Genomic DNA, 24,570 nt, shown 5'->3' on the forward strand with positions numbered 1-24,570 from the left:
CTGTTGATCACGGGCGCCGTGGGGGCAGTGTCCTCGCTGCGACCATGCGAGCGTAGAGCGTGCCCGTCGCGCCAAGGATGGCGCTCCCACGAGCCGTCAGTCCTGAGCTGACAACAGCGCCGGCAACGGTCTGAGTCTGATGCCGGCCATGCCCGCGCTTGCACTCGCCGCAGGGGCTCGCGCCGGACGCAAGCGAAAAAGGGCTGCACCTGGGCGCCCAAGCTGCTAATGTATCGCGCGAGGAAAGCCGAGGTCGCCGTTCAGCCGTTCAGGCAGCCCGGCTATCAGGCATCTGCCCATTTCGACGAGACCGACCGGTCTGCACCGGCGCCAAGCTGCCGCCCAGGCCCCGCCCGCTCCCCACGAGATCTGTAGCTCCCTGCCTCCTCCCGCCGTTTCGGCACCGCCGGCTCGCCGGCCGTGTCGACGACGGTCCGGTGCTGCCGCGGCACCGGCCCCGAGTGTCTGCGTCGTTGTGGGCGTGGGCATCGGGGCAAACCGCGACGCCCCCATCAAGCAGCCAAAACCGACCTCCGCGAGGACACAACCATGAACATCTACGTCGGCAATCTTCCTTACAGCGTTACCGAGGGGGATCTGCGTGAGACGTTTTCGCAATACGGCAACGTCGATACGGTCAACATCATCACCGATCGCTTCAGCGGCGACTCCAAGGGCTTCGGATTCGTGGAGATGGGCAACAATTCAGAGGCGGATGCCGCCATCAAGGCACTGAACGGGAGCGATTACAAAGGTCGCAACATCACCGTCAACCAGGCGCGCCCGAAGAGCGACCGCCCGGCGCGCGGCGGCGGGGGTGGTGGCCGTCGCTGGTAAGCGCCTGCCCCGGCCTCAGGCGCGAGCTCAAGCTCCAAGCCCCGGATGAGCCTGCCCCAGCAAGGCGGCGGCGCCGGGGTTTCTTAGCGCCCGCGCCCGGTTTGCTGCGGGCGAGCCTCGGCTTGGCGCGTGCAGGCCGAGGCGAAGGCCGGGTGTCGTGCGCACGCTGCGCAGCGAAGCATTGCTTTGCGCGAGCGCCGCGAGATGCACCCTGCGCTGGGCTGCGGTGCCCAGCTGGGGGCGCTGCCCGGCCGCGAGCCATTGCCATCGCGGCCAGGGGGCGGGCGGCAGTGGGCGGGCGAAAGTGGCGCTCCCTAGGGGATTCGAACCCCTGTTACCGGCGTGAGAGGCCGGCGTCCTAACCGCTAGACGAAGGGAGCGGAAGTGCTGACGAGAATCGCGTATTATACGTGAAACTTCGGGCTGCTCAAGGATCGCTTGAGCCTGCCGGCCCCTAGGCGTGCGCCTCGGCCGGCGCCGGCCCGCTGCCGGGACATGGGGTCCAGTCAGCGCCAGCCAGGCACAGCCCAATCCCGTCAGCAACGCCGCCCGGGCCGCGTCGCGAGCCTCGCAGGGCCCGGCCCGCATCCTGACAAACACCCGCTCCAGCCGTTCCGACCCTTGTCTGCAACAGCCGACCCAGAACCGCTGATCGTCCCCCGCGCCGAGCACAGTATCTCGCGTAGCAACATCAGCCCCAACGCACTCAAGGTCCTCTACCGTCTGCGTGATGCCGGCCATGCGGCCTATTTGGTCGGCGGCGGCGTGCGGGATCTGCTGTTGGGGCACGAGCCCAAGGACTTCGACGTCGCCACCGACGCGACGCCGGAGGAAGTTCGCCAGGTATTTCGCAACTGCCGGCTCATCGGTCGGCGCTTCCGGCTGGCGCACGTGTTCTTTGGCCCGGAGATCATCGAAGTCGCCACATTCCGCGGCAGTGCCATCCCCGCCGGCCAGGACGGCACCGACGACGACGTGGCGCGCACGCAAAACGGCATGATCCTGCGCGACAACGTCTACGGCAGCATCGCCGAGGATGCGCTGCGCCGGGACTTCACCGTCAATGCCCTCTACTACAACATCGCCGACTTCTCGGTGGTGGATTATGCCGGCGGACTCGCAGACCTCGAGGCTGGGCGCTTACGGCTCATCGGTGACGATGTTGCGGCGCGCTACCGCGAAGACCCGGTCCGTATGCTTCGCGCAGTGCGCTTCGCCTGCAAGCTGGGCTTCATGATCGACGGGGCCTGCGAGGCGCCGCTCGCGGATCTCGCGCCGCTGCTCGGGGAGGTGCCCGCCGCGCGTCTGTTCGAAGAGGTGCTGAAGCTCTTCCATGCCGGCTATGGCCTGCACGCCTTCGAGAAGCTGCGTCACTACGGCCTCTTCGCCCAGCTGTTCCCGGCCACCGACGCCTGCCTGGCGCGGGAGGAGCACGCGTTTCCGATGGTCTTCGTCGGTCGCGGGCTCGACAACACCGACCGGCGGGTGCTCGACGGCAAGTCCGTTGTGCCGCCCTTTTTGTTCGCGGTGCTGCTCTGGGAGCCGGTGCGGCTGCGCTATCAGGAGCTGCTCGCGGGCGGTACCCCCTGGGCGGACGCCATCGCGCTGGCGTCCCATGAAGTGGCATCGACGCAGCAGCGCCATGTAGCCATTCCCAAACGCTTCGGCATGCCCATGCGCGAGATCTGGTCCTTGCAGCCGCGGCTCGAGCGCCGCCAGGGCCGCCGCCCGATGGCGCTGCTCGGCCATCCCCGCTTCCGGGCGGCGTACGACTTCTTGCTGTTGCGCGCCGAGGCCGGCGAGGTCGACCCGGAGCTCGCCGATTGGTGGACCCAGTTCCAGGATGCCAACGCCGGCGATCGCGCCAAGATGACCGGCGCCAACAAAAAGCGGCGCCCGCGCCGGCGGAAAACGAAGAAGGCGTCGGCGGGGGGCGCCGGGTCGTCCTCCGGCGGCGGCGATGGCGGCGGGGAGAGCGTGGCCGGCATGCAGGGCCGCGCCACGGGCGGTGACGGCGATGGCTGACCCGGTCCCATCCGCGCTGCTGGGGCGCCCGGAGGTGGCTTACATCGGGCTCGGGGCCAACCTCGACGGTCCGCGCGAGCATGTGGAGCGTGCCGCCGTCGCCCTGACCGCGCTGCCGTCGAGCCGGCTCGAGGGCGTCTCCCGTCTTTACCGAACCGCGCCCGTGGGGCCGGCAGATCAGCCGGATTACATCAATGCCGCGGCCCGACTCGTTACCCGGCTGCCGCCGCGGGCGCTACTGACCGCCCTGCAAGGCATCGAGCGGGCTCACGGGCGGGTACGCGACGGCACCCGCTGGGGACCCCGCACGCTGGACTTGGATATCCTGGTCTTCGGTCGGCGCCAAGTGACCTGGCCTGGGCTGGTGCTGCCGCATCCGGAGATTCACCGGCGCGCGTTCGTGCTGGTGCCCCTGACCGAGGTGGCGCCTGCGGACCTCGGTATTCCCGGGCAGGGTCGCCTGGACGGACTGCTCGCGGCTGTGCCCAAGGACGGTGTCGCGCCGCTCGCGCCCATCGCGTTGTCACTGCCCGCTGGTGCGCTCGGGCCCGATGCGGCTGCGGATGACAGCAGCAATGGCAAGCCGCCGCAGGCCGCTCTATCCTGAGCAAGCAGCGCACGCGCTGAGCCTGTGGTGCTCAAGTGCCAGCCGGGCCGCGATTCGCTTCGACCGGCTCCAATGTCCGTCGTCATCTCAAACCGATAGAGCCATACGATGCCCGCCGAGCGGATCACCAGCACCACGCTGGCGGCCATGAAACGCCGCCGGGACGCCATCGCCTGTCTTACCTGTTACGACGCCGCTTTCGCCGGCCTGCTGGAGTCCGCCGGCCTGGAGGTGCTGCTGGTGGGAGACTCCCTCGGCATGGTGCTCCAAGGCCAGCCGACGACGGTGCCGGTGAAGCTGGAGCACATGGTCTATCACAGCGCTTGTGTCAGCCGGGCCGCCGCGCGGTCGCTGGTGATCGCCGATATGCCCTTTCTCAGCTACGCCACCGCCGACCGCGCCCTGGCCGCCGCCGAGCGGCTCATGGGCGACGGCGGTGCGGCCATGGTCAAGCTGGAGGGCGGCGGCGAGCTGGCACAGACCGTCGCGCGGCTGACGCGCTTCGGGGTGCCGGTGTGTGCGCACCTGGGCCTGCTGCCGCAATCGGTGCACCGACTCGGCGGCTATCGTTATCAGGGTCGGGACGACGCCGGCGCCGCGCGCATCCGCGCAGACGCACTGGCGCTTCAGGATGCCGGGGCGTCGCTGCTGGTGCTGGAATGCGTGCCGGCGGCGCTGGCGCAGGCGCTCGCCGGCGAGCTCGACATGCCGGTGATCGGCATCGGCGCCGGCAGCGGCTGTGACGGCCAGGTGCTGGTGCTGCACGACATGCTGGGTCTGCTGCCGGGGCGCTCACCGACATTCAGCAAGGATTTCGCCGCGGCCTACGGCAGTGTCGCCGCGGCTTTGGCGGGCTATGTGGCCGAGGTCAAGGAGCGCAGCTTCCCCGGACCCGGGCATACCCTGTACTGACCGCCGGCCCCGGCCCGCCTGCCGAGGGCGCGACAGCGCGCCCCGAGACCCACCGCGAGCCCTCGCCAGGGGATCCTAGCCCATGGAGACATTGCACGAGATTCCCGCCTTGCGTGCCAGACTCGCCGACTGGCGCGACAATGGGCTGCGCATCGGGCTGGTGCCCACCATGGGCAATCTGCACGACGGTCACCTGGCCTTGGTGGAGGCAGCCCGGGCCCGCGCCGATCGGGTGGTGGCCACGGTCTTCGTGAATCCGCTGCAATTCGGCCCCCACGAAGATCTGGACAGCTATCCCCGCACGCTGAACGACGACGCCCGCCGTCTCTCCCGCTGCGGCTGCCATCTGCTGTTCGCGCCGTCGGAGGCCGCCATGTACCCGCACGGGCGTGATGCCCACACTGTGGTCGAGGTCCCGGGCCTGTCGGCGCAATTGTGCGGTGCGAGCCGGCCCGGGCACTTTCGCGGTGTGACCACGGTCGTGGCCAAGCTCTTCAACCTGGTGCAGCCGGATTTGGCCGTGTTTGGCCAGAAAGACTACCAGCAGCTGATGCTGATACGCCGCATGGCTGCAGACCTGTGCATGGACATCGAGATCCTCGGCCTGCCCACGGTGCGCGAGCCGGACGGACTCGCCATGAGCTCCCGCAACGGTTATCTCACCCCGGCCGAGCGCGCGCGGGCGCCGGCGCTGTTCCGGACCCTGCAAGAACTGGCCGCCTGGGTGGCCGCCGGCACCCCGCCGGCGCAGGCCGAGCGCGATGCGGCCCAGGCCCTGAGCGTTGCGGGCTTCGAGCCCGATTATTTGAGCGTGCGGCGGCGCGCGGACCTGGCGCCGGCGGGGCCGCAGGACACGGCGCTCGTGGTGCTGGCGGCGGCACACCTTGGTCGGGCGCGGCTCATCGACAACCTGGAGCTGGATCGAATCGTCGCCGAGGCCCATTGAGCACAGGTACCAGACCCCGCGTGGTCCCTGGCTCGGGGTCAGGGCCAGGGCCCGTATTTGGGACGCATCGGCACGGACTGCGGAGGGCTGAGGCCCAAGCGCGCTCGGTGGGGGCTCGACCGCCGGTCAAGGAAAATCCGGATTCTGCTTGCGGCTCCGGGGTATGCGTTGCGACAATAGCAGCATATTGCACCGCAGCAAAAGCGTGTCGCCGCCGTACGCGTGCACGCCGAGCACGACGCCGCACAGAATCACAGTATCAGATCCGGGCCGCGAATGATCGGTCGCGAGTCCATAGGAGGAATCCAGGTCATGCAACTCACGCTGCTGAAATGCAAGCTGCACCGTGCCTGCGTCACGCATGCCGAGCTGGACTACGAGGGCTCCTGTGCCATCGACGAGGAGCTCATGCGTCGCGCGGGCATCTGCGAATACGAGCAGCTGCACATCTACAACGTCACCAATGGCGAGCGCTTCACCACCTATGCCATCCGCGCAGAGGCGGGCTCGAAGATCATCTCCATCAACGGCGCCGCCGCGCACAAGGCACGCCCCGACGACCGGGTCATCATCTGCTGCTATGCCGGCATGAGTGAGCAGGAGGCGGCCGGCTTCAAGCCGACGCTGATCTACTGCAACGAGCGCAACGAGGTCACCGGCACCGGCGACGCCATTCCGGCGCAGGCGGCCTGAGCCGGCGCGAGCGTCATCCGATAGCCCCGTGGGAGCGGCATCCCTGCCGCGACGACTTCCAGGGCGCCGAGGGCACCGCATCGCGGCAAGGATGGCGCTCCCAGAGATCCGCGTGCTGTGTGGGAGCGGCATCCCTGCCGCGACGACTTCCAGGGCGCCGAGCACGCCGCATCGCGGCAGGGATGCCGCTCCCACCACACGCCGCGTTAGCGCTGCTCCGCCGCGCACAGCGGCGCTAAGCGCAACAGCCCTTGCGCCTGCTCGATGCATTCCAAGCGCACGTCGCGCTCGAGGTGGCGCACCCAGCGCGTGGGGATCGCGGTGGGTCCGTAGAGGGCGCCGGCGATCATCCCGGTGATGGCGCCGGTGGTGTCGGCATCCCCGCCGCGGTTGACGCAGTCGATGAGCGCTGACTCGAAGCTATCGGTGGCGAACAGCGACTGGAAGACCGTGCGCAGGGTATCGACGATGAAGCCGCTCGGGTTCTCGCTGCGCTTGCGCGCGTAATCGAAAACGGGGTCCGCCCGCGCCAGCTCGTCGGCGATGCCCGTCAGCGCCGCCCGGTCGCCGCCGAGCATGGCCGTCTGCACCATGCGCAGCACGCAGAGCGTGCCGGCGTCGGAGGTCGGGTTGTTGTGGGTGACGTGCGCCTGTGCCTGGTTGGCCGCGTCGACCTGGGCGATGTCCGAGCCGATGGTGGCCAGCGCCACCGGCAGGCAGCGCATGCAGGCGCCGTTGCCGGCGTCGAACTCGCTCGGCTGGGACTCCGGGTTGCCGGTGCGCCGGTAGGCGGCGATGCCGCGACGCACCGTGTTGCCGATGTCGATGGGCTTGCGTCGCATCCAGGCGCTGAAGGCCTCGGCGGCGCCATTGGCATCCACCCGGCCTGCGGCGAGGATGCTGCGGCCGAGCGCCAGGGCCATCTCGGTGTCGTCGGTGATCTGGCCGCGGCGCAGCTTGAGCCAGCCGCCGCCGGCCATGTCGCGGTGTTGTCGGTAGGCGGCGCGGATTTCGGACGGCGTCAGGAATTCGACGGTCGCGCCCAGGGCATCGCCGACGGCGAGTCCGAGGTAGGCGCCGATGGCGCGGCGCTTGACCCGGTCGCCGGTGCCGTCCGCCAGGAACAAGAACTCAGTCCTCAGGCCCGAAACAGGCATGGTAATCGCTGCAAACCTCGCAGGAAGGTGCGCGGCAGACATAGATCCCTTCGGCCTCGCACAGCTGTTTGTAAAGGAAGCGCTTCCATTTCATGTCCTTGACGTTGCGCGCGGCGAGCGCCGGGAAGTTGCGGCGCATCAGGGCGGTGAGATCCGCGCGCTGCCACAAGCCCAGGTCCTGCCAGAGGTGATCGCTGGCCATACAGCCGGCGGCCACCACGTGGGCCATCCAGACCTCGGACGGCGAGTCCCCGGCCTTGTCCATGAGCATCAGTTCGACCAGCTCATGGTGCTCGTCGTTCCGCGCCGCGTCCAGCGACCGACCCGGACAGGGCGGGACTTGGAGTCGAAAGCCGGGGAAGTGATGGCTCAGCAGGCAGGTGAAGGCGGCCGGGTCCAGTCCGAGCCAGTCCGGCAGCGCACCGCCGCCGGTGCAGAGGCTCGCGATCATGCAGGCGAAGACCTCGTCATTGGGCTCGCCCGCGGCATGCAGTGCCAGCTCGGCGAAGAGTGCATTGGCGCGGGCGTCGTTGGCGGCGGCCGCGGCCGGGCTCAACGGCGCTGCCACGGCAATGCCGCCACGAGTACGCTGCCTCTCGGTCCCCGCGCCCGTCTGCCGGGCCGCGTTGCTGGCGCTGGCGCTCATGTCACTGTCCATCGCTCTTGTGCGTGTGCTGTCGTCGTGCACCGCCGGGCGGCGGTACACGAGCGGGCTCAATACTCCACCAGAATGTCTTCGTCGCGGACGATCATCTGGCAGGCCAGGCGCCATTCGCTCGGCAGGTCCTCGACCATGAGTCGCTCGATGTCGTCCTGGCTGAGCTTGCCGAGGTCCTTTAGCACTGTGCGCTCCTTCTCGGTCAGGTGGTAGCCCATGCGCTCTTTGTCGTCGACGCTGGTGACACGCACCAGGCAGTGGCCGCACTCGCCGTCCTGGCAGTCGAACTGCACCGGGATCTTGTTCTCTTTGGCGATCTTGAGAATGGTCTCGGTATGGCTGCCGGCGACGGCATAGATCGTCTTGTCTTTGTGGTCGGGGTTGGAGAAGGTGACGAGGGCCATGGTGGGCTCCGATGGTTGATCAAAGTGAGGGTTGAAGGGGTGATGGTGAGAAGTACGCGAAAGCAAGTACGCGTAAGCAAGTACGAAGTACGAAGTACGGGGCGCGATCCCAACGCGGCATCAGATCTCGCTGTTGGCCGATGTTGTCCCCGGGCTGGGCACGTACTCCGTACTCCGTACTCCGTACTCCGTACTCCGTACTTCTATCAGGCCGGTTTCACCGAACAGTCGCCGATCACCTGCGCCTGACAGGCGAGACGGTTGTGGCGGCTGGCCATGTTCTCCCGCAGGACCTTTTCCTCCAGCACCGAGGGCTCGGTGAGATTGTTCCAGCCCTCGGTCACATGCATCATGCAGGTGCCGCAGTCGCCTTCACGGCAGCCGTAGATGATCCCGGCGCCGACCTTTTCGGAGACCTCGATGACACGGATGCCGGCGGGGACGTTCACGCTCTGGCCGATGTCTTCGAAGGTGAGTTTCGCTTTTGCCATGGGCAGTCCTCTAAATGTTGGCCAATGCTTCGGCCGATTGGGTTAAGGGTTGGAACCATCGTCTGTCCGGAGCCTGGGCGCAGGGCGCTCGGTCCGTTGTGCTGTTGATCGCATGGCGGCAAGGCGAGAGACAGTTCGCCCGGGCTCACGCCAAGTCGGCAAAGTCAATGACCGGCTTCGCCGCGGTGTCGCCGGCCTCCGAGCCAGCGGCACCCGCGCCGGTCACCGCCTGCGCCAGCGCTCGGCCGAAGTCGCGGCAGTCATCGAGCTCACCGTCGGTGGGGATCAGCTTGAGCCGCAGTCCCGCCACCGGCACCCGCAGCTTGAGCCCCCGCAGCCGGTCCTCGATCATCCCCACCGCCTCGCCGCTCCAGCCGTAGGAGCCGAAGGCGGCGCCTACCTTGCCGCGCAGGCTCACCACCGTCAGGGACGACAACAGGTCCCAGAGGGGCTTCACGGCATCGCCGTTGATGGTGGGTGAGCCCAGCGCGATGGCGTCGGCGGCCTCGATGAGGTCGACGAAGGGCCCCGTCTCGCCCCCTTCCAGGTCGTAGAGCGAGACGCGGATGCCGGGCACCGCCTCGGCGCCGGCGGCGATGGCCTCGGCCATGCGCGCGGTGCTGCCGTAGGCGCTGAGATAGAACACCAGTAGGGTGCGCAGCGGCTCGGCGTCGGCGGGCACGGGCTCCAGGGACGCATCGGCGCCGGAGAGCGCGCGGTAGCGCGCGACATAGCGGCGCGGGCGCTCGCGCAGGATGGGGCCGTGGGTGGGCGCGATGACGGCGAGCGGCAGGGGCTCGATGAGCGCCAGCGCCTCGCGCACATGCGTCTTGAATGGTCGCATGATGTGTGCGTAGTAGTACTCGAAGGCGAAGCGGAAGTCGCCGACCCGGTCGTTGAAAAGCCGCGGGTCGCAGTGGTGACAGCCGAAGACGTCGCCGGAGAAGAGCACCTGCTGCTCCAGCAGGTAGGTGCATTGGGTGTCCGGCCAGTGCAGGTAGGGCGTGTGCAGGAAGCGCAGCCGGCGGTCGCCGAGATCGATCTCGTCGCCGGTGTCGACGGTCTCGTAGCGGATCTCCTGGCCGTCCGCTTTGAGCAGGGCCTTGAGCATGGCCGGCGCCCGGGTGGAGATGACGAGCTTGGCCTGCGGCGCCCGGCGCATGAGCTCGGGCAGCGCGCCGGAATGGTCCGGCTCCAGGTGATTGAGCACGATGACGCGGATCTCCTCATAGCGCGCCACCTGCTCCAACCGCGCGAAGAAGGTGTCCGCGAACTCCGCCTTGACGGTGTCCACCACGGCGACGCCCGAGCTGCCGCGCACGGCATAGGCGTTGTAAGTGGTGCCGTTGGCGGTGCGCAGAATGAGATCGAAGCGGCGGAGCATCGGGTCCAGGGCGCCGATCCAGTGCACGCCGTCGGCGATGGCGACTGGTGTTGCGCCGGTGCCGGGCTGAGTCGCGCTGCTGGGGTTGGGGCAGGTCATGACTCGGCGCTCCCGGCAGCCGTGGCTTGGCTGTTTTGGCCCGGACTGCGCCCGGCCGTGCCTTGGGCGTCTGCATCGGTCGGCCGCCGCCCGGTGTCGGACCGGCAGGCAGCGGCGCGCGCATCACAGGACGGCTCCAGGCTCTGCGGGGCCTGCGTCCCACGTGCGCAGCTGTCCAGCGCGCGGGCGGCATCCGGCACGCCGAGGGCGGCGAGCACCGGCCCCGGCACGAAGCCGGCGCAGCCCCCGAAGGGCGAGTCGATGAGCGGGCGGCGGATCAGCAGCGGCTCGACCACCAGCAGCGCCAGCGCCGCGTCGGCGTCCAGTGCGTCGAGGTCGATCAGGCCGTCGCGCACCCGCGGCGCGCTCGGGTTGAGCCACTCGCGCACCGGCATGCCGTCGAAATAGCTCGCCAGGTCGTCGGCGTCCCAGGCCGTGCGCAGCAGGTCGCGCACCTCGAGCCTGTGCCCTAGGCTGACCAGGAGCTGCTTCTGTCGGGCATTACCGATGCAGCCCGGCTTCTCGTAGAAGACGATGGCGCTCACCAGCTCGCATCCTCCGGGGCTGTGCCCTTTTTTGGGGCGGCGTCGGGGTCGACGCCCGCGCGCAGGCAGATGAGTGCGCCATGGCGGCGCCAGGCCCGCCGCGGCAGCCAGCCGCAGCCGGCGGGGCGGGGCAGGGCCAGGCCGCGCTGCGTCAGCTCCCGGTGGGCCGCGGCCGCCGCCAGTAGGCGCCCGGTCAGGCCCCCGGTCAGGCGCCGGAGGCCGCGCGCCGGCGGGGTTGTGCGCGGTTCCCTGTGGGCGGTGAGCAGGGCAGCGGTGTCGAAGACGAACATGGCGATGCTCTCGGGTGGCGTTGGTGCTGCGTGCGGCTGAGCCTTGGGCTGGGACCCTGGGCTGGGACCCAGAATTGGGACTAGAAGCAGCAGCAGTGGGCTGCGCCGGCGGCCCTGGGCGCTCAGCGCGCCCGGATCTCCGCCATGGCCTGCGCCAGGCGCTCCGGCGGAATGCCCGTGAGCGAGCCGGGCGGGTTCACGGCCTCGCCGGCGGCGTCCAGGATGGCGCCCTCCACCGGGCAGATGCTCGCGCACTGCGGGTCGGCATGGTCGCCCTCGCATTCGGTGCAGGCGCGGGCGTCGATGGTGAAGTGGGCCACCGCCGGCGGGTCCGCAGGGCGGATGGCGTCGCTGGGGCAGAGCGGCTCGCAGGCCCAGCAATTCACGCAGCTGTCGATGATGCGGTAGGCCATGGTCGGTCCTCGTGTCTGTTCGTCAGGATTCGGGGAGCGCAAGCCCCTGACTGCGTAGGTCGGGCCGAGGCCGGGAGGCCCGGCGCCGGCGGCCGGCAGACCTCGCGCTTTGCTGTCGGTGCTCGGCCTGGACTAAGCTGACAGGGCCGCGGCCTCAACAGGCGCCGCGAGCCGGCCCTCCGCCAGCAGCTCCCGGTAGAGGGCGGCGACGGCATCCTCGATGGGCTCCATCGCGTGCTCGCCGTTGGGCACCAGCCCGGCGGCCTCCAGGCGGTCCCAGGGCTCGATGCCGATCTTCGAGCAGAGCACGCCGGTGACGCCCTCCAGGGTGCGGATGGTCTTGGCGAGCGCGTCCTCGGCATCGCCGCAGGTGTCGCCGCCGCTGCAATAGAGATCCACCTTGCGGGCGCCGAGAAAGCGCACGTCGATGTCGTCGCCGTCGCCGGCCGCCTCGTAGATCAGGAACTCCCGGGCATGGCCGAAGTGCTCGTTGACGACGCCGCCGCCGGTGGTCGCCACCGCGAAGCGGGCGGCCGGTGTCTCCCTGGGTGCCGGCTGCCGCTTGCTGCGCTTCAGGGACGCAATCGGCACGAAGGTCTCGCTCGGCTCATCGGGCTGCCGCTGCTGCGCGGTCCGATTCGCCTCGATGGCCGCGTGCACCTCCGCACGGCGGGCCATGGCCGCTTCGTAGTCGATGTCCATGGCGGCGACCTTCTCGTTGGTGAACTCCGCACCGCGGTCCTCCCCCAGCATGCCCACGGCATCCGCCCGGCACTGGCGGCAATGGCGCATCATGGCCATGTCGCCGGCGCATTCGTCCTGCAGCGCCTGCAGCTCGTCGTTGCTCGGGCCGCGCTGGCCCATGAGCCCGTAGAAGGTGCCGTGCTCGGGCTCGGCGATGAGCGGCATCACGTTGTGCAGGAAGGCGCCCTTGGCCTTGACCACGCGGCTGACCTCTTTGAGGTGCTCGTCGTTGACGCCGGGAATCAGCACCGAGTTCACCTTCACCAGCACGCCGCGCTCGGTGAGCATCTCCAGCCCTTTCTGCTGCTGCTCGATCAGGATGCGCGCTGCCTTGACGCCCCGCACCCGGCGGTTGTTCCAGAAGATCCAGGGGTAGATCTTGGCGCCGATCTCGGGGTCCACGCAGTTGATGGTGATGGTGACGTGGTCGATGTTGTGCTGGCAGATCTCGTCGACGAGCTCCGGCAGCGCCAGGCCGTTGGTGGACACGCAGAGCTTGATGTCCGGCGCTTTGGCGGACAGCTCGCGGAAGGTCGCCAGCGTGCGCTCCGGATTCGCCAGCGGATCACCGGGGCCGGCGATGCCAAGCACCGTCATCTGCGGAATCTCAGCCGCCACGGCCAGCGTCTTGGCCATTGCCTGCTCCGGTGTCAGCAGCTCGGAGACCACGCCGGGGCGCGACTCGTTGGAGCAGTCGTACTTGCGGTTGCAGTAGTGGCACTGGATGTTGCAGGCCGGCGCCACCGCCACGTGCATGCGCGCGTAGTGATGATGCGCATCCTCAGAGAAGCACGGATGGTTGTGCACCTTGGCGCGGATGTGCTCCGGCAGGTGCGCCAATTTGTCGGAACTGCTTCCACAGCCGCTGGACGAGCAGCCGCCCCCGGCGGCCGGTGTATTGGGTTGATCCAGTGCTTCGAGCGCCATCGCGCGTCCCCCGTTGCAGTTCGGTCGTGTTCGATGCGGCACCGGCCGGCGGTGCGGAGCATGATTCGCAGTGCTTGGCAGGCTTTAAGCAAAGGTCGTGCCTGCGCGCCCTGGGTTGCGCAGGTGATTGTTTGCAAAAGGGGTGTGGGCGTCAGCGGCCGTGGATTTGTCGCAAGCGTGACAGGTGGGGAAGGCCGGATTGTCGGGTCCGGTACCGGGCTCGGGTGGCCGGTTCCGGCGGTAGGCGCCGACGTGACGCAAGATTGCGTCACGAGCGATAATCGAGCCCAGAGCTGGCCGGCCCGTCCCTTCCGCACAGGATTGGCACCGTCAAATCCACCCATGGGGTGGCGCGGATCTGGTGAGCCTGGGCTCGCGACACCGCTCCGGCGGTGTCGCGCCTCGCCGGGCGCTCTGCGCCCTGTTGCCCCAGGGCCCGGGCGTCCGACCGCAGCGATACCGCTGTCGGGCCGGCAGCCACCCGCCCACGCCCTCGACCCAGGGCGCCGAGGCTGCGCGACTGTCAGCGCTCAAGGCCCGCGGAGCGGCCGGCGACGCGTCAGGCCCCGATCACAACTCGAACCACTTGAGCAGGCGCAGAGCGTAGGGTGGACCAGCGAAGCGCAGTCCACCGGGCTACGGGTGGCCCCGGGGTGGACTTCGCTGGCGCTCGTCCACCCGGCCCGCACTGACGATTACGCCGCGGGGGCGCACCCTGCGCAGCCGAACGGAGCGGATATCGCTCCCGAGACCTGGTCGCGTTCCCAAGCAGAGCTTGGGAACGAGTGACGAGTGAAGGGTTCGAGACGGGGCTCGGTCGGTTGCTCCAGCAGCCTGTTGGCCTCGCGGTTTGGCTCCTGACATGGCTCCAGCGGTGTCGCGCATCCGGGCTCAAGCGTAGGGATCGTGACCGAGCTGACCAGCCGGCCCTCGGTGGATGCCGGCTGGGTGTCGGGAGCTCAGGTGATGGCGAGGGCACCCTCCGGCTTGCCCCAAGGGTGGACAACCCCTGCATTGCCCTTGCATCGCCGGTGTTTATCAATACTTTAGTAAGTGCTAATATTCATTCCAGCCGGTTCGGTCGCCGTCGCGCGGCTCGCCCGCACGCCTTGCGCCGGAGCAATCCTTGCTCACTGGGCTCGACGCGCGCCCGGACCACCAACGCAACTTTCGGAGTGGATCATGCACGGGGAAATGACTGAGCAGGCCTTGTCGGACGGGCATCGGGACAGTGTCGATGCCCACCAGCTGCCCATCGGCGCCGTGGCGCCGTCCATGCCTTGGCAGTGGCTGCGGCAGGGCTGGGGCACGCTGTGGCGCACGCCGCTGGTGAGCGCCTTCTATGGTGGGCTGTGCGCGGCCGCCGGTCTCGGCGCCGTGATGATGAGCCAGGCGATGCCGGGGCTGACCGTCAAGTTTGTCATTGGACTGCTGATGCTGGGGCCCTTCCTGGCGGCGGGCCTCTATGTCACCGCGCGGCGCAGCCTGTCCGGGGATCGCACCGGCATCGGCCGGAGCCTGGCGCTGGATGCCTCGCGCCGCTCCAGCCTGGCGCTGTTCGGGCTGGTGCTGGTGATGGTGGTGTCGTTCTGGCTTATGGCCACGGCGGTGCTGTTCGCGCTCAAGGTCACCACGGTGGCGCCCACGGCTTACACCGGGTTCCTCGGCGGTGGGATGCAACACCCGCTGATGATGCTGTTCACGCTCGGGAGCGGTGCACTGCTGGCGGCGGCGGTGTTCGCGTCGAGCATTGTCGCCGTGCCGCTGATCGTGGACCGGGATGCGGGGCCGGTCGCCGCCGTCCAGGCCAGCTGGCGGGCGGTGACGGCGAATCCCAAGCCCATGCTGCTGTGGGCCGCCATCATTGTCGGTCTGATGCTGCTCGGCACCGCGACCGCCTTCATTGGCATGCTGGTCATCTTCCCGCTGTTGGGCTATGCGAGCTGGCATGCCTATCGGGATCTGATTCCGCAGGGCTGAGCAGGGCGCCCGCGGCTTGGCCCCGCGCCCCGGCGGCGATCGGGGCGCCGGCTGCCCCAGGTCGTCGGGCTCCGTCATGTCTGCATAGCGAGCTGCCGCACCCGCGCCTTCTCCCGCTCCACGATAAAGAGCACAGAGGAGGCCACCACCACGATGCGCAGCCAAGTGCCGCCATCGATGGGCGCGGTGCCGAACAGGGCCTGCAGCGGCGGCAGGTAGGTGAAGCCCAGCTGGAAGAGGATCAGCAGGGCCACGGCGTAGAGCACATAGCGGTTGCCGAAGAGTCCGTTGAGGTTCAGCACCGGGGCGATCATGTAGCGGGAGTTGAACAGGTAGAAGATCTCGAACATCACCAGGGTGTTCACGGCCACCGTGCGCGCCTGCTCAATGGACGCGCCTTGGAATTGCTCCCAAAGGAAGAGCCCGAAGGTGCCGACGGTGAGGATCAACGACACATAGCCGATGCGCCACAGGAACAGCCGCGTCAGCACGGGCTGGCGGGCATCGCGCGGCGGGCGGCTCATAACGCCCGGCTCCGGCGGCTCGAAGGCCAGGGCCAGGGCCAGGGTGACGGCGGTGATCATGTTCACCCACAGGATCTGCACCGGCGTCAGCGGAAACTCATGGAAGCCGAACAGGATGGCGGCCAGCACCACTAGTGCCTCGCCGCCGTTGGTGGGCAGGATGAACAGGATGGCCTTCTTCAGATTGTCGTAGACGGTGCGGCCTTCCTCGACGGCGTTGGCGATGGAGGCGAAGTTGTCGTCGGCGAGCACCATCTCTGCTGCTTCCTTGGCTGCCTCGGTGCCGTTGATGCCCATGGCGACGCCGACGTCGGCGCGCTTCAGGGCCGGGGCATCGTTGACGCCGTCGCCGGTCATGGCCACCACTCGGCCTCCCTCCTGCAGCAGCTGTACCAGGCGCAGCTTGTGCTCCGGCGTGACCCGGGCGTAGACGTCCACCGCCTGCGCCCGTTGGCGCAACTGTTCGTCATCCAGGGCGTCCAGCTCCACGCCGCGCAGCGCCTCGTCCGAGCTCTCCAGTCCCACCTGCCGAGCGATGGCGCGGGCGGTGGCGGCATGGTCGCCGGTGATCATCTTCACGCGGATGCCGGCGTCGCGGCAGGTGCGCACGGCGGCGATGGCCTCCTCCCGCGGCGGGTCCATGAGCCCGAACAGCCCGAGCAGCGTCAGGTCCGCGTCGACGTCGGCGAAGTCCAGCTCGAAGCGGTGCGGCTCGGTGGGCTTGACCGCCACCGCCAACACCCGCTGGCCAGCGGCGGCCATGGCCTCCATGCGTCCCTCCCAGGCGTCGCGCTCCAACGGTGTGTCGCCGTGCGCGCTGCGCTGGGTCGCGCACATGTCGAGCAGCGCCTCCGGTGCGCCCTTGACGTAGATGAAGGACTCGCCCGTGTGGCTGTGATGGAGCGTGGCCATGAACTTGTGGCCGGACTCGAAGGGGATCAGGTCGGTGCGCGGGTAGCGCTTGGCGGCGGTCTCCGGGTCCAGGCCGGCCTTCAGCGCCGCCACCAGCAGAGCGCCCTCCATGGGGTCGCCGTGCACCCGCCAGGACCCGGCGTCGGTCTGCTCCAGCGAGGCGTCGTTGCACAACATCACGGCGTGCAGGGCCTCGGCGAGCCGGGCGTCCTCCTGCGGGCGCAGCAGGGCTTGGCCGTCGTGCATGAAGGCGCCGTGGGGGTCGTAGCCGGTGCCGCTGAGGGTGAAAGCCCGCTCGCCGGTGTCGACGCCGGCGACGGTCATGGCGTTGCGGGTGAGGGTGCCGGTCTTGTCCGAGCAGATGACACCGACGGTGCCCAGGGTCTCCACCGCCGGCAGCCGGCGGATGATGGCGTTGCGCGCCGCCATGCGCTGCACGCCGATGGCGAGCGTGATGGTCATAATCGCCGGCAGGCCCTCCGGGATGGCCGCCACCGCCAGCCCGACCGAGGCCAGGAACATCTCCGCGGCGGTGTAGCTGCGCACCATCACGCCGAAGGCGAAGCTCGCCGAGGCCAGCACCAGGATGGCCGCCGTCAGCCAGCGCCCGAACTGCGCCATCTGGCGCAGCAGCGGCGTGGTGAGCTGCTCCACGTTGGCCACCATCGCGCTGATGCGGCCGATCTCGGTCTCCGCGCCGGTGGCGGCGACTACGCCCGTGCCCTGGCCGTGGGTCACCAACGTGCCGGAGTAGGCCATGCAGCGGCGATCCGCCAGCGGCGTCTCTGCGGGCAGCGCGGTGATGGTCTTGTCCACCGGCAGGGACTCGCCGGTGAGCGGCGCCTCCTCGATCTGCAAGCCCTTGGCCCGCAGCAGGCGCAGGTCCGCCGGCACCTTGTCGCCGGATTGCAGCTGCACCAGATCGCCGGGCACCAGCTCCGCGGCGTCGACGGTCACCAGCCGGGCGTTGCGCCAGACCATGGCCTGGGGCGAGAGCATGTTGCGGATGGCCTTCAGGGCATCCTCGGCCTTGCCCTCCTGCACGAAGCCGATGGCGGCATTGATCAGCACCACGGCGAAGATGACGCCGGCGTCCAGCCAGTGCTGGAGCAGCGTGGTCACCAGCCCGGCGGCGAGCAGCACATAGATCAGCACGTTGTGGAACTGGGCCAGGAAACGCAGCCACGGACCGCGGGTCTTGGCCTCCGGCAGCCGGTTGGGGCCGTGGGTGGCCAGGCGCTGCCGGGCCTCGTCGGGGCTGAGGCCCTCCTGGCTGCCGCCGAGCCGGGCGAGCGCTTCCTCGGCGCTGAGGTGATACCAGGCGGGCTCCGCCGATGGCTTTTGGCCGGCCGCCGAAGCGGGGCGCTCACGGCGGCTGCGCCAGCCGCCGATGCTGCCGACCATGACGATGGCCGCAAGCGCCGGCAGGCCGGCGACTGGCTCCAGCGCGGCGCCGTCGAAGATCAGGATGTCGCTTTCGAGCATGCCGCCCTCCGCGTACGCCGCAACCAATCCCGGCAGACCCAAGCTTAAGACAGCGCCGGGGTGCATTGACCCCTGGGTGTGCGCGGGTCCGAGCAAGACCCAAGTGCTGGAGGCTCGCGGTGCTGGATGCCACCCCGACGCTGCGGCCGGGGCGCGGGAATCGTGTCGAGGCGGAACGGACGCAGCTATGCCTGCGGCCGCGCTGCGTGTCGCGGGCGACGCCCGTGTGCTGCGCCCACGGGATGGCCCCCTCCCGACGCAGGACCGATGGTCACCGCGTTAGCCCGTTAAGGTTACCGTCACCATGAGTGGGGTCGATGGACCGCGTGGGCGACGTCTTGGCCTTTTCCGTCCGGAGCAGTATGCCGCAGCAATATGAAGCTTCTCAAACACCTGAACATGAGAAAAAGCGGGAAGCCGCGCCTGTGGTGGATTCAGAGCAGGTTCCGTGCGATTTTCGGCCAGGATGGCCAATCGATCGGCATCTCCCGAGGTGAGCCGTGGGATGCTGTTCTTCCGTGACGTTCGTGCCGAATGCACCCGCCTCACCCGGGCGGCGTTCTGGGCTCTCGGGGAGCAGGCAGCGCGGCCGGCCTGCACGCCAAGGCAGGCGCTACCCGGGTCCGCTTTGACTTCAGGCCGCGGCCCGGCGCCGCGGGGCGATCATCGCCCACGCGCGCGACCACGACGTTTTCGAGCGGCTCCACGCGGTTCAATGAGGCACAACAACCATGCAACGACAGTCACACCGGCTGCGACTGGCCGCCGCTGTACTTTCCGCCACCTGCGCCATTGGCGCCGGGGCTGCCGAAGAAGGCATCGACAGGGAAGACTGGCACTCCATGCTGCGGCTCTACCTCTGGCTGCCGGACGTGGGCGTCACCAGCAGCTTCGATTATCCGAGCGGCGGCACAGTGTCCCTGAGCCAGGGCCAGATCCTGAGCGCGCTCCAGTTCGCCTTCATGGGGTCGGGGCTGGTGCGCAAAGGCCGCTTTAGCGCCGTGACGGATCTCATCTACCTGAACCTCCAGGCGGACAAGACCGGCCGCGGCGTAACCTTGCCGGCGCAGCTGGGCGGCGGCTTCCGCACCAAGCTGGATGCCAAGCTCACGGGCTGGGTGTGGACGCTGGCCGGTGGCTACACCCTCTGGCACAACGCCCGAGCGAATGTGGACGGCCTGATCGGCTTCCGGCTGCTGGACCTCACCTCCGAGAACGAGCTGACGCTGACGGGCCCGCGCGGGCGGGAGCTGCCACGGCGCTTCGATACCTCCATCACCAACTGGGATGCCGTAGTCGGCGTGCGCGGGCGCGTCGACCTGGATGACCGCTGGTTCGTGCCCTACTACATCGATGTCGGCACCGGCGACTCGGACCTCACCTCCAGCGGCTACACGGGCGTCGGCTACGCCTTCGACTGGGGCGAGCTGACGCTCACCTACCGCTACCTCCACTACGAGATGCCGGACCACATGGAGCTGGAGGACGCCACCTTCTGGGGGCCGGCCCTCGGCGCCAATGTCCGGTTCTAAGACCGCAAATCGGCCCGACGGCGCACACCTGAGCGGGCGTGCGCGCTCCGCGCTCGTGACGCGTCGCATCGGCAAGACCGTATTGCCGAGCCAACTGCGGGAGACTGTCGGCGACAACGGCTTTCGCGCCATCGTGCTGGACGTCTAGGGCCTTTCGGACGCAAAGGCTTCGTCCCGCTCTTGCGTTGGAAGGCCGCCGCGGCTTTGGTGGGCCGCTGTTGGCGGACGCCACTGAGCCGGGCGGCCGCCAGGATGGGTCTCGCAACGCGGCGGCCTTGGCTCAAGGTCTCCTCAGTTCGAGGTCTCCGGGAGCCGGACTTCGCTCAGGATTTCGACGAGGGTGAATGGGCAGGCGTCCGCCAAGTGCTCCGCATCCAGCTCATGCCAGCGGCGCTCGCGGATATGCGCCAGCCATGCCTGATAGTCGGAGGCGTAATCGCTGTTCGTGCGCTCACTGCTCGGGACGCTGCTCTCATCAGAGCGATAGCCCCAGCCGCGTTCAGCAGTAAGGGACTCGACGGTCGATACAGGGTTGATCCAGCGCAGCCAAACCGGCGGTTCCCGGCGCGGCCCAACGCAAGCCCTTGATCCCGGCCGCCGCGGGCCCGGGGCCGACATTGACTCGCTGATGGGCCCTGTCTATTTTACTTGACACTGAATCATGACAAGTGATGCGGACAGGTGCCCGTGGGCCCGCCGCATCGGTCCCATCAGCGGAGAGACATGGCGGATGGACGTGTTGCAGCGCATCGAGCAGGCCCTGGAAGCGGCGCTCACCCTCGGTCTCGCCGAGAACGGCCCGCCCAAGCTCGGCCGTGCTGTGCGCCACGCGGTGCTCACGCCGGGCTCCCGCGCCCGTCCGCGCTTGGTGCTGGCGGTGGCGGACGCCTGCGGCGACGACGCGCCGGCCGTGGCCGATGCCGCCGCGGCCTCGCTGGAGCTGCTGCATTGCGCGTCCCTGGTGCACGACGACATGCCCGTCTTCGACGACGCCGACACCCGCCGCGGCGCGCCGACGGTGCATCGGCTGTTCGAGCAGCACGGCGAGCAGCTGGCGCTGCTGACGGGTGACGGGCTCATCGTGCTCGCGTTCGAGAACCTCGCCTGGCACAGCCGCATGCACCCGCAGCGGCTCGGACCCCTGACCCTGATCCTCGCCCGTGCCGTCGGTGTCGGCCACGGCATCGTCGCCGGTCAGGCCTGGGAGTGCGAGACCGACGTGGACCTGACCCAGTATCACCGGGAGAAGACAGCCGCGCTCTTCTCCGCCGCCACCGAGGCCGGTGCCGCCGCCGCCGGCATGGACCCCGGCCCCTGGCGCACCTTGGGCGAGAACCTGGGGCTGGCCTACCAGGTGGCGGACGACCTGCGCGACGTGGCCGGCGATGCCGCCGAGCTCGGCAAGCCCGTGGGGCAGGACGCCGCCCACGAGCGCCCGAGCGCCGTCGGCCAGCTCGGCGTCGACGGCGCCGTGGCGAGGCTCAAAGACCTGCTGACGGAGGCCGTCGATTCCATCCCCGACTGCCCCGGCCGCGACAAGCTCGCCGCCATGGCGCAGGCGGAGATGGAGCGGCTGCTGCCGGTGGCGCTGAAGGGCGAGTAACGAGGGGCGAGTTTCGAGTTACGAGGTCCGCGGTGATCGTTTGCCTTGCTCCTTGATACTCGAAACTCGTTACTGATCAAACAGGCAGCAAGCTGCGGCTTTTCACCGCGGCGCGCGCATAGGAGACGAAGAGCTCGATGCAACTCCCTTTCCTTGACCGCTGGCGCGCCTGGCGCGATGCCAAGCTCGCCAGCCCGGCGTTTCAGCGCTGGGCGGCGGACTTCCCGCTCACCCGCTTCGAGGCCGCCCGCCGCGCCCGCGGGCTGTTCGACATCACCGCCGGCTTCGTCTATTCGCAGATCCTCTTCGCCTATGTCGAGCTGGAGCTGTTCGACAAGCTCGCGGACAAGCCCCGCACCGCCGCCGACCTGGCGCCGGAGATGGGCATGGACGTGGCCGCCGCGGACCGGCTGCTGCGCGCCGGCGTCGCCATCGATCTCTTGGAGCGCCGCGGCAAGGATGACACCGGCGCCGCGCGCTACGGCCTCGGCAAGCTCGGCATCGCCATGCCTGGCAACCCCGGCATCGCGGCCATGGTCCGCCACCACCGCATGCTCTACCACGACCTGGACGACCCGCTGGCGCTCTTTCGCGGCGAGCCCGAGGAGACGGAGCTCGGCCGCTACTGGTCCTATGCCGGCTCTGCCGACCCCGCCGCCGACGGCGACGAGCGGGTGGCGGAGTACAGCACGCTGATGTCCGCCTCCAGCGGCTTCGTCGCCGAGGACACCCTGGACGCCTATTCGCTCAAAGGTCATCAATGCCTAATGGATGTCGGCGGCGGCGAGGGCCGCTTCCTGATCCAGGCGGGGCGGCGCTGGCCGCACCTGCAACTGATGCTGTTCGATCTGCCGGCCGTCGTCGCCCGCGCGGAGCAGAACCTCGCCGCAGCCGGCCTCGCCGAGCGCGCGAGCGTCATCGGCGGCGACATCAAGGCCGACGGCGTGCCCACGGGCGCGGATGTGATCTCGCTGGTGCGGGTGATCCTGGATCACAACGACGACGGCGCCATGACCATCCTGCGCGCCGTGCGCAAGGCCCTGCCGCCCGGCGGCACCCTGCTGGTGACCGAGCCCATGTCCGAGGCGCCTGGGGCGGAGTCCGTCGGCGACGCCTACTTCGGCCTGTATCTGCTGGCCATGGGCAGCGGTCGCACCCGCCCGCCGCGGGAGCACAAGGCCATGCTGCGCGAGGCCGGATTCGACGACATCCGCTTGGTGCGCACCCGCCGTCCGCTGCAGACGCGGCTCATGGTGGCCAAGGTCGCTTAGCTTATCCACTCTGCGGGCAGGGTATTGCCAACCGTGGTTGACAGGTGTACTGTAAATTTATATTGACATCAGCGCGGGTCAAGCTAGACTGACACTACGTTGAACGGGCGTTGGCCTCCATCGGCTCGCTCAGGCTTCTAAACCGCTAACAGACTCACCGACTCGACTGACCGTGACCACCAACCGCGACATGACCGCCGCCGAGCTGACCGCTCGGGCCGTGGTGCTCCAGGAGCCCCGGCAGCTGGCGCTGCGCGAGCTCGCGCTGACGCCGCCCACCGTCGCGGACTGTGTCGTGGACATCGCCTACAGCGGCATCAGCACCGGCACCGAGCGCCTGCTCTGGGACGGCCGCATGCCGCCCTTCCCGGGGATGGGCTATCCGCTGGTGCCGGGCTACGAGTCCGTCGGCGTCGTGGTGGATGCGGGCGCCGAGAGCGGCCGCCGCAGCGGTGAGCCGGTGTTCGTGCCGGGCGCGCGCTGCTACGGCGAGGTGCACGGCCTGTTCGGTGGCGCCGCCTCGCGCGTGGTGGTGCCCGGCGCGCGGCTGCTACCCGTCCCCGACGGCCTCGGCGAGCAGGGCGTCCTCCTGGCGCTGGCCGCCACGGCGCAGCATGCGGTTGCGGGCTCCGCACGCATGCCGGAGCTGATCGTCGGCCATGGCGTCCTCGGACGGCTCTTGGCGCGGGTGGTCGTGGCCAACGGCGGCGAGCCGCCGCTGGTCTGGGAAACCAATCCCACGCGCGCCGACGGCGCCATGGGCTACAGCGTTATCGACCCGGCTCGGGATCAGCGCCGGGACTACAACACCATCGTCGACGTGAGCGGCGACGCCACGCTGCTGGACAGCCTCATCGGGCGGCTCGCCCGTGGCGGCGAGATCGTCCTCGCCGGCTTCTACGAGGCGCCCATCAGCTTCGACTTCCCGCCGGCCTTCATGCGCGAGCTGCACCTGCGCGTGGCGGCGGAGTTTAAAGAGCCGGACCTGGTTGCCGTGCTTGATGCCCTCGCCACCGGACGCCTGTCCTGCGACGGCCTCATCACCCATCGCAGCCCCGCCGCCGACGCCGCCATGGCGTACGAGACGGCCTTTAATGATCCGGCCTGCCTAAAAATGATTCTCGATTGGAGGGGAGCGAATGGGTAACTCTGGGGCGAGTGCCGCTGCCGCCGTGAATGTGAGTCTGCCGGAATCGGCAGCCTCCACCGCGCCGAACGCTGCGAAGACGCAAATCATCGCGATCTACGGCAAAGGCGGGATCGGCAAGAGCTTCACGCTCGCGAACCTGAGCTACATGATGGCGCAGCAGGGCAAGAAGGTCTTGCTGATCGGCTGCGACCCCAAGTCCGACACCACGACGCTGCTGTTCGGCGGTCGTGCCTGCCCCACCATCATCGACACCAGCGCCAAGAAGAAGGCCGCCGGTGACGCCGTGACCATCGGCGATGTGTGCTTCAAGCGCGACGGCGTCTTCGCCATGGAGCTAGGCGGGCCCGAGGTGGGCCGCGGCTGCGGTGGGCGCGGGATCATCCACGGCTTCGAGCTGCTGGAGAATCTGGGCTTTCACGAGTGGGACTTCGACTATGTCCTGCTGGACTTCCTGGGCGACGTGGTCTGCGGCGGCTTCGGCCTGCCCATCGCCCGCGACATGTGCCAGAAGGTCATCGTCGTCGGCTCCAACGATCTCCAATCCCTGTACGTCGCCAACAACGTCTGCTCCGCGGTGGAGTACTTCCGCGGCCTCGGCGGCAATGTCGGCGTCGCCGGCATCGTCATCAACAAAGACGACGGCACCGGCGAGGCCCGCGCCTGGGCCGAGCAGGCCGGCGTGCCCGTGCTGGCTTCCATCCCGGCGCACGAGGACATCCGCCGCAAAAGCGCGGCCTACCAGATCATCGGTATGCCCGATGGCGAGTGGGCACCGCTGTTCGAGGAGCTCGGCACCAATGTCGCCGACGCGCCGCCGATGCGCCCGAAGCCTCTGTCCCAGGACGGGCTGCTGAACCTGTTCGCCGGTGACGCCGTCGGCCGCGACGTGGTGCTGGAGCCGGCGACGGTGGCGGACATGTGCGGCAAGTCGAGCCTCGACAAGCCCTCCCTCGAAGTCATCTACGACGACGTCTGAGCGGG

Annotated in this window: 23 protein-coding genes and 1 tRNA gene; 13 read left to right on the top strand and 11 right to left on the bottom strand. The window is 69.1% G+C overall.

Features of this window, described 5'->3' with window-relative positions:
* Positions 1 to 549 precede the first annotated feature (549 nt).
* Entirely contained in the window at positions 550 to 837 is a 288-nt protein-coding gene (gene rbp / locus CKO31_RS19270; protein ID WP_200240593.1) for an RNA-binding regulator, read from the top strand.
* A gap of 305 nt (positions 838 to 1,142) precedes the next feature.
* Here the strand turns inward: rbp and CKO31_RS19275 are convergent.
* Positions 1,143 to 1,217: transfer RNA gene (locus tag CKO31_RS19275), tRNA-Glu, on the bottom strand.
* Between the two features lie 241 nt (positions 1,218 to 1,458).
* On the opposite strand from CKO31_RS19275, the gene pcnB reads away from it, so the two are divergent.
* The 5 genes from pcnB to panD all read left to right on the top strand — a co-directional run bounded on the left by pcnB (position 1,459) and on the right by panD (position 6,020).
* The gene (pcnB, locus tag CKO31_RS19280; RefSeq protein ID WP_242475517.1) at positions 1,459 to 2,862 is read left to right on the top strand and encodes a polynucleotide adenylyltransferase PcnB; all 1,404 of its coding nucleotides are present in this window, start codon (positions 1,459 to 1,461) and stop codon (positions 2,860 to 2,862) included.
* Complete coding sequence (gene folK / locus CKO31_RS19285) at positions 2,855 to 3,469, top strand: 2-amino-4-hydroxy-6-hydroxymethyldihydropteridine diphosphokinase (RefSeq protein ID WP_200240595.1); 615 nt, start codon at positions 2,855 to 2,857, stop codon at positions 3,467 to 3,469. Before pcnB ends, folK begins: the two co-directional genes overlap by 8 nt.
* A 108-nt stretch (positions 3,470 to 3,577) precedes the next feature.
* Positions 3,578 to 4,381, top strand: coding sequence for a 3-methyl-2-oxobutanoate hydroxymethyltransferase (panB, locus tag CKO31_RS19290; RefSeq protein ID WP_200240597.1), 804 nt, complete (start codon positions 3,578 to 3,580; stop codon positions 4,379 to 4,381).
* Positions 4,382 to 4,463: 82 nt separating this feature from the next.
* Complete coding sequence (panC, locus tag CKO31_RS19295) at positions 4,464 to 5,327, top strand: pantoate--beta-alanine ligase (RefSeq protein WP_200240599.1); 864 nt, start codon at positions 4,464 to 4,466, stop codon at positions 5,325 to 5,327.
* Positions 5,328 to 5,639: 312 nt separating this feature from the next.
* On the top strand, positions 5,640 to 6,020 hold the full coding sequence (gene panD, locus CKO31_RS19300) for an aspartate 1-decarboxylase (protein WP_200240600.1): 381 nt from the start codon (positions 5,640 to 5,642) through the stop codon (positions 6,018 to 6,020).
* 206 nt (positions 6,021 to 6,226) lie between these two features.
* Here the strand turns inward: panD and draG are convergent, their stop codons facing one another.
* The 9 genes from draG to nifB form a co-directional block, all read right to left on the bottom strand.
* Entirely contained in the window at positions 6,227 to 7,177 is a 951-nt protein-coding gene (draG, locus tag CKO31_RS19305) for an ADP-ribosyl-[dinitrogen reductase] hydrolase (protein WP_200240602.1), read from the bottom strand.
* Entirely contained in the window at positions 7,152 to 7,823 is a 672-nt protein-coding gene (locus CKO31_RS19310) for a nitrogen fixation protein NifQ (RefSeq protein ID WP_200240604.1), read from the bottom strand. Before CKO31_RS19310 ends, draG begins: the two co-directional genes overlap by 26 nt.
* 68 nt (positions 7,824 to 7,891) lie before the next feature.
* Entirely contained in the window at positions 7,892 to 8,239 is a 348-nt protein-coding gene (locus CKO31_RS19315) for a 2Fe-2S iron-sulfur cluster-binding protein (protein WP_200240606.1), read from the bottom strand.
* Positions 8,240 to 8,445: 206 nt separating this feature from the next.
* The gene (locus CKO31_RS19320) at positions 8,446 to 8,730 is read right to left on the bottom strand and encodes a 2Fe-2S iron-sulfur cluster-binding protein (RefSeq protein ID WP_200240607.1); all 285 of its coding nucleotides are present in this window, start codon (positions 8,728 to 8,730) and stop codon (positions 8,446 to 8,448) included.
* Between the two features lie 145 nt (positions 8,731 to 8,875).
* A complete protein-coding gene (locus CKO31_RS19325) occupies positions 8,876 to 10,213 on the bottom strand; it encodes an FprA family A-type flavoprotein (RefSeq protein ID WP_200240608.1) in 1,338 nt (445 codons plus the stop codon).
* Positions 10,210 to 10,758 (bottom strand): thioredoxin domain-containing protein, encoded by a 549-nt coding sequence (locus tag CKO31_RS19330; RefSeq protein WP_322789185.1) that lies wholly within the window; start codon positions 10,756 to 10,758, stop codon positions 10,210 to 10,212. The genes CKO31_RS19325 and CKO31_RS19330 overlap by 4 nt, the downstream gene beginning before the upstream one ends.
* Positions 10,755 to 11,048, bottom strand: a complete 294-nt coding sequence (locus CKO31_RS19335; protein ID WP_200240609.1) for a hypothetical protein — start codon at positions 11,046 to 11,048, stop codon at positions 10,755 to 10,757. Before CKO31_RS19335 ends, CKO31_RS19330 begins: the two co-directional genes overlap by 4 nt.
* Positions 11,049 to 11,170: 122 nt before the next feature.
* The gene (locus tag CKO31_RS19340) at positions 11,171 to 11,461 is read right to left on the bottom strand and encodes a 4Fe-4S dicluster domain-containing protein (protein WP_200240610.1); all 291 of its coding nucleotides are present in this window, start codon (positions 11,459 to 11,461) and stop codon (positions 11,171 to 11,173) included.
* A 132-nt stretch (positions 11,462 to 11,593) separates the two neighbouring features.
* Positions 11,594 to 13,132 (bottom strand): nitrogenase cofactor biosynthesis protein NifB, encoded by a 1,539-nt coding sequence (gene nifB / locus CKO31_RS19345; protein WP_200240611.1) that lies wholly within the window; start codon positions 13,130 to 13,132, stop codon positions 11,594 to 11,596.
* 1,182 nt (positions 13,133 to 14,314) lie between these two features.
* Here nifB and CKO31_RS19350 point away from each other — a divergent pair.
* The gene (locus CKO31_RS19350; protein WP_200240612.1) at positions 14,315 to 15,112 is read left to right on the top strand and encodes a DUF2189 domain-containing protein; all 798 of its coding nucleotides are present in this window, start codon (positions 14,315 to 14,317) and stop codon (positions 15,110 to 15,112) included.
* 74 nt (positions 15,113 to 15,186) lie between these two features.
* Here CKO31_RS19350 and CKO31_RS19355 read toward each other — a convergent pair whose 3' ends face one another.
* The gene (locus tag CKO31_RS19355) at positions 15,187 to 17,952 is read right to left on the bottom strand and encodes a cation-transporting P-type ATPase (protein ID WP_200240640.1); all 2,766 of its coding nucleotides are present in this window, start codon (positions 17,950 to 17,952) and stop codon (positions 15,187 to 15,189) included.
* A gap of 812 nt (positions 17,953 to 18,764) precedes the next feature.
* Here CKO31_RS19355 and CKO31_RS19360 point away from each other — a divergent pair.
* From CKO31_RS19360 to CKO31_RS19385, 6 genes are all read left to right on the top strand, one after another.
* Positions 18,765 to 19,565, top strand: coding sequence for a hypothetical protein (locus CKO31_RS19360; protein WP_200240614.1), 801 nt, complete (start codon positions 18,765 to 18,767; stop codon positions 19,563 to 19,565).
* Entirely contained in the window at positions 19,552 to 19,713 is a 162-nt protein-coding gene (locus CKO31_RS19365) for a hypothetical protein (protein WP_200240615.1), read from the top strand. The genes CKO31_RS19360 and CKO31_RS19365 overlap by 14 nt, the downstream gene beginning before the upstream one ends.
* Positions 19,714 to 20,295: 582 nt before the next feature.
* A complete protein-coding gene (locus CKO31_RS19370) occupies positions 20,296 to 21,168 on the top strand; it encodes a polyprenyl synthetase family protein (RefSeq protein ID WP_200240617.1) in 873 nt (290 codons plus the stop codon).
* A gap of 137 nt (positions 21,169 to 21,305) precedes the next feature.
* Complete coding sequence (locus CKO31_RS19375) at positions 21,306 to 22,439, top strand: methyltransferase (RefSeq protein WP_200240619.1); 1,134 nt, start codon at positions 21,306 to 21,308, stop codon at positions 22,437 to 22,439.
* A 190-nt stretch (positions 22,440 to 22,629) separates the two neighbouring features.
* Positions 22,630 to 23,586 carry a chlorophyll synthesis pathway protein BchC gene (gene bchC / locus CKO31_RS19380; RefSeq protein WP_200240641.1) on the top strand — a complete coding sequence of 319 codons (957 nt, stop codon included), beginning with the start codon at positions 22,630 to 22,632 and terminating at the stop codon, positions 23,584 to 23,586.
* Positions 23,579 to 24,565, top strand: coding sequence for a chlorophyllide a reductase iron protein subunit X (locus tag CKO31_RS19385; protein ID WP_200240620.1), 987 nt, complete (start codon positions 23,579 to 23,581; stop codon positions 24,563 to 24,565). The genes bchC and CKO31_RS19385 overlap by 8 nt, the downstream gene beginning before the upstream one ends.
* Positions 24,566 to 24,570 lie beyond the last annotated feature (5 nt).

The sequence above is a fragment of the Thiohalocapsa halophila genome, from assembly GCF_016583825.1.
GTDB classification, from domain to species: domain Bacteria; phylum Pseudomonadota; class Gammaproteobacteria; order Chromatiales; family Chromatiaceae; genus Thiohalocapsa; species Thiohalocapsa halophila.

Excerpts from the sequence above, each read along its gene's own strand:
- rbp (WP_200240593.1), top strand. The coding sequence starts at position 550 with ATGAACATCTACGTCGGCAATCTTCCTTACAGCGTTACCGAGGGGGAT.
- folK (WP_200240595.1), top strand. The coding sequence starts at position 2,855 with ATGGCTGACCCGGTCCCATCCGCGCTGCTGGGGCGCCCGGAGGTGGCT.
- panB (WP_200240597.1), top strand. The coding sequence starts at position 3,578 with ATGCCCGCCGAGCGGATCACCAGCACCACGCTGGCGGCCATGAAACGC.
- panC (WP_200240599.1), top strand. The coding sequence starts at position 4,464 with ATGGAGACATTGCACGAGATTCCCGCCTTGCGTGCCAGACTCGCCGAC.
- panD (WP_200240600.1), top strand. The coding sequence starts at position 5,640 with ATGCAACTCACGCTGCTGAAATGCAAGCTGCACCGTGCCTGCGTCACG.
- draG (WP_200240602.1), bottom strand. The coding sequence starts at position 7,177 with ATGCCTGTTTCGGGCCTGAGGACTGAGTTCTTGTTCCTGGCGGACGGC.
- CKO31_RS19310 (WP_200240604.1), bottom strand. The coding sequence starts at position 7,823 with ATGAGCGCCAGCGCCAGCAACGCGGCCCGGCAGACGGGCGCGGGGACC.
- CKO31_RS19315 (WP_200240606.1), bottom strand. The coding sequence starts at position 8,239 with ATGGCCCTCGTCACCTTCTCCAACCCCGACCACAAAGACAAGACGATC.
- CKO31_RS19320 (WP_200240607.1), bottom strand. The coding sequence starts at position 8,730 with ATGGCAAAAGCGAAACTCACCTTCGAAGACATCGGCCAGAGCGTGAAC.
- CKO31_RS19325 (WP_200240608.1), bottom strand. The coding sequence starts at position 10,213 with ATGACCTGCCCCAACCCCAGCAGCGCGACTCAGCCCGGCACCGGCGCA.
- CKO31_RS19335 (WP_200240609.1), bottom strand. The coding sequence starts at position 11,048 with ATGTTCGTCTTCGACACCGCTGCCCTGCTCACCGCCCACAGGGAACCG.
- CKO31_RS19340 (WP_200240610.1), bottom strand. The coding sequence starts at position 11,461 with ATGGCCTACCGCATCATCGACAGCTGCGTGAATTGCTGGGCCTGCGAG.
- nifB (WP_200240611.1), bottom strand. The coding sequence starts at position 13,132 with ATGGCGCTCGAAGCACTGGATCAACCCAATACACCGGCCGCCGGGGGC.
- CKO31_RS19350 (WP_200240612.1), top strand. The coding sequence starts at position 14,315 with ATGCACGGGGAAATGACTGAGCAGGCCTTGTCGGACGGGCATCGGGAC.
- CKO31_RS19355 (WP_200240640.1), bottom strand. The coding sequence starts at position 17,952 with ATGGTCGGCAGCATCGGCGGCTGGCGCAGCCGCCGTGAGCGCCCCGCT.
- CKO31_RS19360 (WP_200240614.1), top strand. The coding sequence starts at position 18,765 with ATGCAACGACAGTCACACCGGCTGCGACTGGCCGCCGCTGTACTTTCC.
- CKO31_RS19365 (WP_200240615.1), top strand. The coding sequence starts at position 19,552 with ATGTCCGGTTCTAAGACCGCAAATCGGCCCGACGGCGCACACCTGAGC.
- CKO31_RS19370 (WP_200240617.1), top strand. The coding sequence starts at position 20,296 with ATGGACGTGTTGCAGCGCATCGAGCAGGCCCTGGAAGCGGCGCTCACC.
- CKO31_RS19375 (WP_200240619.1), top strand. The coding sequence starts at position 21,306 with ATGCAACTCCCTTTCCTTGACCGCTGGCGCGCCTGGCGCGATGCCAAG.
- bchC (WP_200240641.1), top strand. The coding sequence starts at position 22,630 with ATGACCGCCGCCGAGCTGACCGCTCGGGCCGTGGTGCTCCAGGAGCCC.
- CKO31_RS19385 (WP_200240620.1), top strand. The coding sequence starts at position 23,579 with ATGGGTAACTCTGGGGCGAGTGCCGCTGCCGCCGTGAATGTGAGTCTG.